Raw genomic sequence first — 8,755 nt, 5'->3', positions numbered from 1 at the left:
ACCCCGGTGCCGCGATCGTCTACTTCGACACCGCCACCGCGCAGCGCGAACTCCTGGGCGCCGAGGGCCGGTTCACCCAGGTCTACGCCACCGCCGCGGCCGGCGTCAGCGACACCCAGCTCAAGCAGAACGTCACACAGGCCCTGGACGGCTCGTACAAGGTCCAGACGGCCAAGGAGAGCGCGGACGAGAACCGCAAGGACGTCGGCGCGTTCATGGACGTCATCAAGTACGCCATGCTCGGCTTCGCCGGGATCGCGTTCCTGGTCGGCATCTTCCTGATCATCAACACCTTCTCGATGCTGGTCGCCCAGCGCACCCGTGAGATCGGCCTGATGCGGGCGGTCGGTTCGAGCCGCAAGCAGGTCAACCGGTCCGTCCTCGTCGAGGCGCTGCTGCTCGGCGTCGTCGGCTCGATCGCCGGCATCGGCGCGGGCGTCGGGCTCGCGATAGGCCTGATGGAGATCATGTCCTCGATGGGCATGAACCTGTCCACGCAGGACCTGACCGTGAAGTGGACCACCCCGGTCGTCGGCCTCGTCCTCGGCATCGTGGTCACCGTGGTCGCCGCGTACGTCCCGGCCCGCCGGGCCGGCAAGGTCTCCCCGATGGCCGCGCTGCGCGACGCCGGCACGCCCGCCGACGGCCGGGCCGGTCTGGTCCGCGGCGTGATCGGGCTCGCCCTGACCGCGGGCGGCGCGGCCGCCCTGTGGACAGCGACGCAGGCCGAGAAGGCCGGCACCGGCTCCGTGTGGCTCGGCGCCGGGATCGTGCTCTCCCTGATCGGTTTCATCGTCATCGGCCCGCTGCTCGCCGGCGGGGTCGTCCGGGTCATCAGCGTCGTCGTGCTGCGGGTCTTCGGGCCCGTCGGCCGGATGGCCGAGCGCAACGCGCTGCGCAACCCGCGCCGCACCGGCGCCACAGGCGCGGCCCTGATGATCGGCCTGGCCCTGGTCGCCTGCCTGTCCGTGGTCGGCTCCTCGATGGTCGCCTCGGCCACCGACGAGCTGGACCGCTCCGTGGGCGCCGACTTCATCGTCCAGTCGGGCAACGGGCAGCCGATCGTGCCGAAGGCGCAGGCCGCCCTGGAGAAGACCCCCGGCCTGGACCACGTCACCGAGTACAGGTGGACCGAGGCGAAGATCACCGACCCGAGCGGCAAGGCCGTCGACAAGGGCCTGGTCGCCGCCGAGCCGACGTACGCGCAGGACCTGCGCCGCGACACCACGGGCGGCCGGCTCGCCGACGCCTACGGGAAGAACGCCATGTCGGTCGGCAGCGACTACGCGACCGAGCACGACGTGAAGGTCGGCGACGTGCTGACCGTCGCCTTCAAGGGCGGCCGGACGGCCCAGCTCAAGGTCGCCGCGATCACCTCGGACGAGAACAACGTCGACAAGGGCGTGATGTACACCAACATCACGACCGCCGCCCAGTACCTGCCGGCCGACAAGATGCCCAAGAGCATGATCGTGTTCGCGACGGCGCAGGACGGCAAGGAGGCCGAGGCGTACACCGCTCTCAAGGCCTCGCTCGCCGACTATCCGCAGTACAAGGTGAACAACCAGGCCGACTACAAGAAGGACCTGCAGGACCAGGTCGGCCAGCTGCTCAACATCGTCTACGGGCTGCTCGCCCTGGCGATCATCGTCGCGATCCTCGGCGTGGTGAACACGCTCGCCCTGTCGGTGGTCGAGCGGACCCGGGAGATAGGCCTGATGCGGGCCATCGGGCTCTCCCGCCGCCAGCTGCGCCGCATGATCCGCCTGGAGTCGGTGGTGATCGCCCTCTTCGGCGCCCTGCTCGGCCTCGGGCTCGGCATGGGCTGGGGCACCGCGGCCCAGAAGCTGCTCGCCCTGGAAGGCCTGGGCGTCCTGGAGATCCCCTGGCCGACGATCCTGACGGTCTTCGTCGGGTCGGCCTTCGTGGGCCTGTTCGCGGCGCTGGTCCCGGCCTTCCGGGCCGGCCGGATGAACGTGCTGAACGCGATAGCCAGCGAGTAGCCCCCGGGAGTCCCGTAACGGCGTAGCGCCGTACCTGCCGCGGCGCGGCCGATACGGTGGGGGCGCGAGCGGTCCCGGTGGATGTCCTCCATCCCACCGGGGCCGTTTCGCGGCTGTGGGCGTCCGGCCCACGCCGTATCGTGGAAACCCCCGGCCCGTGAGACGTGTCGGGCTGTTCGCGTTGCCCGCCCCCGTAGTCCAACCGGGATGGAACCTCCTGATGAGCCTGCACGGTCTGCTCGACGTCGTCGTACGAGACGCGGCCCTCGCCGAAGCGGTGAAGACCGCCACGGACGGCAACCGCATGCACGTGGACCTGGTCGGCCCGCCCGCCGCGCGCCCCTTCGCGGTGGCCGCGCTGGCCCGCGAGGCCGGGCGCCCGGTCCTTGCGGTCACCGCCACCGGGCGTGAGGCCGAGGACCTGGCGGCCGCGCTGCGCAGCCTCCTCGACCCGGACACGGTCGTCGACTACCCGTCCTGGGAGACCCTGCCGCACGAGCGGCTCTCGCCCCGCTCCGACACCGTCGGCCGCCGGCTCGCCGTGCTGCGCCGGCTCGCCCATCCCTCGCCCGACGACCCGGCCGCGGGCAAGGTGTCCGTCGTCGTCGCCCCCGTCCGCTCCGTGCTCCAGCCGCAGGTCAAGGGCCTGGGCGACCTTGAGCCGGTGGCGCTGCGCACCGGGCAGCAGGCCGATCTGAACGAGATCGTCGAGGGCCTGGCGGCCGCCGCGTACGCGCGGGTGGAGCTGGTCGAGAAGCGCGGCGAGTTCGCCGTCCGCGGCGGCATCCTGGACGTCTTCCCGCCGACCGAGGAGCACCCGCTCCGGATCGAGTTCTGGGGCGACGACGTCGAGGAGATCCGTTACTTCAAGGTCGCCGACCAGCGCTCCCTGGAGGTCGCCGAGCACGGCCTGTGGGCCCCGCCCTGCCGCGAGCTGCTGCTCACCGACGAGGTGAAGCGGCGCGCCGCGGCCCTCGCCGAGGAGCACCCGGAGCTCGGCGAGCTGCTCGGCAAGATCGCCGAGGGGATCGCCGTCGAGGGCATGGAGTCCCTCGCCCCGGTCCTGGTCGACGACATGGAGCTGCTCCTCGACGTGCTGCCCGCGGGCAGCATGGCCGTGGTCTGCGACCCCGAGCGGGTCCGCACCCGGGCCGCCGACCTGGTGGCGACCTCCCAGGAGTTCCTGGCGGCGTCCTGGGCGGCGACCGCCGGCGGCGGCGAGGCCCCGATCGACGTCGGCGCGGCCTCGCTGTGGGGGATCGCCGACGTCCGCGACCGGGCCCGCGAGCTCGGCATGATGTGGTGGTCGGTCTCCCCGTTCGCCGCGGACGAGGCGGACGACTCGGGGGCCGACACGCTCAAGCTCGGCATGCACGCCCCGGAGACGTACCGCGGCGACACCGCCCGGGCGCTCGCCGACACCAAGGGCTGGCTGGCCGACGGCTGGCGCACGGTGTACGTGACGGAGGCGCACGGCCCCGCCGCGCGCACGGTCGAGGTGCTCGGCGGCGAGGGCATCGCCGCCCGCCTCGACGCGGACCTGGCCGAGATCTCCCCGTCCCTGGTCCACGTGGCCTGCGGCTCCATCGACTACGGCTTCGTCGACCCGGCGCTCAAGCTCGCCGTGCTGACCGAGACGGACCTGTCCGGCCAGAAGGCGGCCGGCAAGGACGGGCAGCGGATGCCCGCCAAGCGCCGCAAGACCATCGACCCGCTGACCCTGGAGGTCGGCGACTACATCGTGCACGAGCAGCACGGCGTCGGCCGGTACATCGAGATGGTGCAGCGGACCGTGCAGGGCGCGACCCGTGAGTACCTGCTCGTCGAGTACGCGCCGGCCAAGCGCGGCCAGCCCGGCGACCGCCTGTACATCCCCACCGACCAGCTGGAGCAGGTCACCAAGTACGTGGGCGGCGAGGCCCCGACGCTGCACCGGCTCGGCGGCGCGGACTGGACGAAGACGAAGGCGCGGGCGAAGAAGGCGGTCAAGGAGATCGCCGCCGACCTGATCAAGCTGTACTCCGCGCGGATGGCGGCCCCCGGCCACGCCTTCGGCCAGGACACCCCCTGGCAGCGGGAGCTGGAGGACGCGTTCCCGTACGTGGAGACGCCCGACCAGCTGTCCACCATCGCCGAGGTCAAGGAGGACATGGAGAAGAGCATCCCCATGGACCGCCTGATCTGCGGCGACGTCGGCTACGGCAAGACGGAGATCGCGGTCCGGGCGGCGTTCAAGGCGGTCCAGGACGGCAAGCAGGTCGCCGTCCTGGTGCCCACCACGCTGCTGGTGCAGCAGCACTTCGGCACGTTCACCGAGCGGTACTCGCAGTTCCCCGTCGCCACCCGGGCGCTCAGCCGCTTCCAGTCGGAGACGGAGTCGAAGGCGACCCTGGAGGGCCTGAAGGAGGGCTCGGTCGACATCGTCATCGGCACCCACCGCCTGTTCTCCTCCGAGACGAAGTTCAAGGACCTGGGCCTGGTCATCGTCGACGAGGAGCAGCGGTTCGGCGTCGAGCACAAGGAGCAGCTGAAGAAGCTGCGCGCCAACGTCGACGTGCTCACCATGTCCGCGACGCCGATTCCGCGCACCCTGGAGATGGCGGTGACCGGCATCCGTGAGATGTCCACGATCACCACCCCGCCGGAGGAGCGGCACCCGGTCCTCACCTTCGTCGGCCCGTACGAGGAGAAGCAGATCGGCGCGGCGATCCGCCGTGAACTGCTGCGCGAGGGCCAGGTCTTCTACATCCACAACCGGGTCGAGTCGATCGACCGGGCCGCGGCCCGGCTGCGCGAGATCGTCCCGGAGGCGCGGATCGCGACCGCGCACGGCCAGATGTCCGAGTCGGCCCTGGAGCAGGTCGTCGTCGACTTCTGGGAGAAGAAGTTCGACGTGCTCGTCTCGACGACGATCGTCGAGTCCGGAATCGACATCTCCAACGCCAACACGCTGATCGTCGAGCGCGGCGACAACTTCGGCCTGAGCCAGCTGCACCAGTTGCGCGGCCGGGTCGGCCGAGGCCGCGAGCGCGGGTACGCGTACTTCCTCTACCCGCCGGAGAAGCCGCTGACCGAGACCGCGCACGAGCGGCTCGCGACGATCGCCCAGCACACCGAGATGGGCGCGGGCATGTACGTGGCGATGAAGGACCTGGAGATCCGCGGCGCGGGCAACCTGCTCGGCGGCGAGCAGTCCGGTCACATCGCCGGCGTCGGCTTCGACCTGTACGTACGGATGGTCGGCGAGGCCGTGGCGGACTACCGGGCCTCGCTGGAAGGCGGCGTGGAGGAGGAGCCGCCGCTGGAGGTCAAGATCGAGCTGCCGGTCGACGCGCATGTCCCGCACGACTACGCGCCGGGCGAGCGGCTGCGCCTCCAGGCGTACCGGGCGATCGCCTCGGCGAACTCGGAGGAGGACGTCAAGGCGGTACGCGAGGAGCTCACCGACCGCTACGGCAAGCTGCCGGAGCCGGTGGAGAACCTGCTGCTCGTGGCCGGCCTGCGGATGCTGGCGCGGGCCTGCGGCGTCGGCGAGATCGTGCTGCAGGGCCAGAACATCCGCTTCGCGCCGGTGGAGTTGCGCGAGTCGCAGGAGCTGCGGCTGAAGCGGCTGTATCCGCGCACGGTCATCAAGGCCCCGATCCACCAGATCCTGGTGCCCCGCCCGACCAGCGGCAAGATCGGCGGCAAGCCGGTCGTCGGACGCGAACTGCTGGCGTGGACCGGGGAGTTCCTCACCACGATCCTCGGGTCGTAGGCAAGGGCCCCTGTAGGCAAGGGCCCGGGGCCCGTCAGGCGAGTGCCCGGGGCCGGCCGCGCGGCCGGCCCCGGGATCGTCCACAGGTCAGAGTTCGTCGAGGTCGAGCGCCTCGGCCATGACGCGGAAGCCCGCGTCGCCCGGGTGGAGGTGGTCGCCCGAGTCGTACGCGGGGAGCAGCGCGTCGGGGTCCTTCGGGTCGGCGACGGCGCGGTCGAAGTCGACCACGGCGTCGTACGCGCCGGAGGTGCGGATCCACTCGTTGACCGCGTCCCGCTTGGCCTCGTTCTCCGGGCTGTAGTAGAACGAGCCCTTCATCGGCGTCAGGGTCGCGCCGACCGCCTTGATGCCCTTGGCGTGCGCCTGGCGGATCAGCGTGCGGTGACCCTCGATCAGCTTCTCGACCGAGACCACGGGGGTGGGGCCGCCGGGGAAGGACGGTCCGCTGCCGCCGATGTCGTTGATGCCCTCGAGGACGACGACCGTGCGCACGCCCGGCTCGGTGAGGACGTCCTTCTTGAAGCGCTCGATGCCCTTCTCGCCGGCCCAGGTCGTGTCGTTGGTGACCTGGTTGCCGCCTATCCCGTGGTTCAGGACGCTGCGCGGCTTCCCGGCGGCGGCGAACCGTTCCGCCAGCTCGTCGGGGTAGCGGTTGTCCGTGCCGGCCGTGGAGCCGACGCCGTCGGTGATGGAGTCGCCGAAGGTGACGATGCCGTCGCGGCGGTTCGGCTGGCCGCCGCTCACCTCGACGCCGGTGAGGAAGTACCAGGAGCCGCTGGACTCCTTGAACGCCGCCCCGTCCCGGTCGGCGCGGTGGTCGCCGTCGGCGCGGTAGCTGGTGGCGGAGGCGAAGTGGTGGAAGGTGGCCGGGCCGGTCGGGTCCGCCAGATAGAGCGTGACGGTCACCGACTGCAGGGCGTCGACCTTGAAGGGCACGCCGTCGCTGGAGAGCGTGCGGCCGGCCGGAATGGTCGCGGAGCGGTGCGTGCCGAAGGTCAGCGGACGGACCGTCCCCGCCTTCACGGACGCGCCCTCGTCGGTGAGGGCGACCGTCGCGCCGGTGATCCGCAGCGGGCCGGTGCCGTACCGGTTGGACAGTTCGATCCGGGCCTTGGTGCCGCCGGTGGTGACCCGCACGACCTGCCGGACCGTGTGGTTCGCGAAGCCCTGCGGCGACCAGTTGGCGCCGAAGGGCGCGGCCGGCGACTGCGGCGAGGCGGCCCAACCGCCGCGCCACGCCCCGCCGTTGTGCGCTGCTGCAGCACTCGCCGTGCCGGAGGCCGCGAACGGCAGGGTGCCGAGTGCGATCGTGGCGAGCAGGGCGACGCCGGCGCGCTTCACGGTCCTTGAGGTGCTTGAGGTGCTCATCTGTTCCGCCCGTTTCTGACGTTCCGTTGTCGAAACGGCTCAAGCGGAGGTCAACTCCGGAAATTCCCAGGCTGGTGCGGACCGGTCAGAAAGTGGCCGGAAAGCGCCGCACGTACCGCTTCTGCCAGGGCATTTCGACCGCGCCCTGGTGGTAGTGCTCGCGCACGTACGCCACCGCCTCCTTCGCCGGGACGCCGTCGATGACGGCGAGGCAGGCCAGGGCGGTGCCGGTACGGCCGCGGCCGCCCCCGCAGGCCAGCTCGACGCGCTCGAACGCGGCCCGTTCCCAGGCCTCGCCGAGTGCGGTGCGGGCCGCGCTGTGGCTGCTGGGCAGCCAGAAGTCGGTCCAGCGGACCCAGAGCGTCTCCCAGGGCATCTCGGGAGGGCGCTTGCCGAGCAGATAGACGGCGAAGTCCGGGCGCGGCCCCGGCGGAAGCGGTCGCCCCAGGCCGCGGCCGCGGACCAGCCGGCCCGAGGGGAGGGGCAGTACGCCCGGACCGGACGGGTCCCAGGTGGACGCGGTCATCAGTGGCCTCCGGAGGGGTCGTTGGCGAACAGCAGTCCGGTCAGGGTACGGAAGACGTCCTCGGGGTCGCGGCCGTTCAGCGGGGCGGCCAGGTTATGGCTGAGGAGCAGCGTGGCGAAGCCGTGCGCCAGCGACCAGGCCGCGACGCCCGCGAGCCGGGGGTCGGGGCCGCCGTGGCCGGTGGGCAGGCCGGAGATCCCGGCCCGCAGCCGGCCGCCTGCCAGCTCCCGGGCGGCCAGCAGCTCGGGGTCGTCGGTCCGATACAGGTCCGGCTGGAACATGACCTGGAAGTGCGCCGGGTGGTCGGTGGCGAAGCGGACGTAGCGCACGCCCGCGTCCCGCAGGTCGGTCGCCTCGCCGAGGGCCCCCGCGAGCAGTTCGTACCCCTCCGTCGCGACGGCGGTCAGCAGCCCGGCCCGGTCCTTGAAGTGGTGGGCCGGCGCGGCGTGCGAGACGCCGGCGCGCCGGGCCAGGTCGCGCAGGCTCAGTGCGGACGGGCCTTCGGCGGCGATGACGTCGAGCGCGGCGGTGAGCACGGCCTGCCGCAGATCGCCGTGGTGGTAGGAGCGCTGCTGCCTGGTCATGAGTCCAGCCTACGCCGAATCTAGGCATTGACAAGTTCTCTCGACCGGAGGCAATCTTGTCACCGACAAGATGTGGTGACCGAGAGCGGAGGACGTCATGAGCGTGATGCACGGGAACGAGGAGCAGGCGGCGGGTCAGGTCCCGGACCTCGGGCGCGTACGGCAGATGTGGCACCTGCTCGAGCCGCTGCACGCCGTCGTGTACTACGCCCCCGAGGCCTTCGAGGAGGCCGCCGCGCTCGGCCTCGCCGTCGACGAGCGCTGGCCCAGCTACTTCGTCTGGCGCGCCGCGCCCCTGGGCCCGGTCGGGGCCGAGCGGGTCGCCGCCGCCTTCTACAGCTTCAGCCCGGAGATGGTGGCCCGGTACGTGCCCGAGGGCTGGCGCATCGCCGACCCCGAGGCCGTGCTCGCCGCCCGGCTGCGGGCCGTCGACCGGGCGTACCGCGCCCTGCTCGGGGACGAGGTCGTCGACGGCCCCGCCCTCGCGGAGGCCGCCGCGCTCGCCCGCCGGGCCGCC

Annotated in this window: 6 protein-coding genes; 3 read left to right on the top strand and 3 right to left on the bottom strand. The window is 72.0% G+C overall.

Annotated features, from left to right (window positions below; all coding sequences use genetic code 11):
- Window positions 1-2,003: ABC transporter permease (locus VIU94_RS28080; RefSeq protein ID WP_331915373.1), on the top strand; the 2,003-nt coding region annotated here is incomplete at its 5' end.
- Window positions 2,004-2,223: 220 nt separating this feature from the next.
- A complete protein-coding gene (gene mfd / locus VIU94_RS28075) occupies window positions 2,224-5,760 on the top strand; it encodes a transcription-repair coupling factor (protein WP_331915372.1) in 3,537 nt (1,178 codons plus the stop codon).
- A gap of 87 nt (window positions 5,761-5,847) precedes the next feature.
- Here the strand turns inward: mfd and VIU94_RS28070 are convergent, their stop codons facing one another.
- The 3 genes from VIU94_RS28070 to VIU94_RS28060 form a co-directional block, all read right to left on the bottom strand.
- Window positions 5,848-7,128: an SGNH/GDSL hydrolase family protein gene (locus VIU94_RS28070; protein WP_331915370.1), complete on the bottom strand. Its 1,281-nt coding sequence runs from the start codon at window positions 7,126-7,128 to the stop codon at window positions 5,848-5,850.
- A gap of 85 nt (window positions 7,129-7,213) precedes the next feature.
- A complete protein-coding gene (locus VIU94_RS28065; protein ID WP_331915368.1) occupies window positions 7,214-7,654 on the bottom strand; it encodes a phosphatase domain-containing protein in 441 nt (146 codons plus the stop codon).
- Window positions 7,654-8,238 carry a TetR/AcrR family transcriptional regulator gene (locus VIU94_RS28060; protein WP_331915366.1) on the bottom strand — a complete coding sequence of 195 codons (585 nt, stop codon included), beginning with the start codon at window positions 8,236-8,238 and terminating at the stop codon, window positions 7,654-7,656. Before VIU94_RS28060 ends, VIU94_RS28065 begins: the two co-directional genes overlap by 1 nt.
- Window positions 8,239-8,344: 106 nt before the next feature.
- Between VIU94_RS28060 and VIU94_RS28055 the strand changes: the two genes are divergently transcribed.
- A partial coding sequence (locus VIU94_RS28055) for an SCO6745 family protein (protein ID WP_414721028.1) occupies window positions 8,345-8,755 on the top strand: 411 nt, incomplete at its 3' end.

It is taken from the genome of Streptomyces sp., from assembly GCF_036566765.1.
In the GTDB taxonomy this organism is placed as follows: domain Bacteria; phylum Actinomycetota; class Actinomycetes; order Streptomycetales; family Streptomycetaceae; genus Streptomyces.
The sequence above is the reverse complement of the archived record's forward strand: the minus strand, read 5'-3'. Positions and strand labels throughout refer to the sequence as shown.